We start from the raw sequence: 247 nt of genomic DNA, 5'->3' as shown, positions 1-247 counted from the left end.
CACGTGCACTGCTACTTTGCAGAACCGACACACTCCCCGTCAATGCTTATCGGCTTAATGACAGGTTTACATGATCAAGTGTCCGTTCAAGACTTTGGGATCGACAACATGACTGCGGCAGACGGTCTTGCTGTAGGAAGACCATCAGGCTTTGTTGGACGCGTCGTTCAACCGATTCTTAATGGTGTTTACACCGTCACGGATGAGCGAATGAAAGAAATGCTCCGCTGGGTTTATGAAACCGAGC

The 247-nt window shown here is 49.4% G+C and carries 1 pseudogene; it reads left to right on the top strand.

Features of this window, described 5'->3' with window-relative positions:
• Positions 1-247: pseudogene (locus tag Q4528_RS15225) on the top strand (pyridoxal-phosphate dependent enzyme); the annotation flags it as partial.

Origin of the sequence: Staphylococcus pasteuri, assembly GCF_030547725.1 — a bacterium.
GTDB lineage: Bacteria > Bacillota > Bacilli > Staphylococcales > Staphylococcaceae > Staphylococcus > Staphylococcus pasteuri.
Note: the sequence above shows the minus strand (reverse complement) of the source record. Positions and strands in the feature narration are given on the sequence as shown.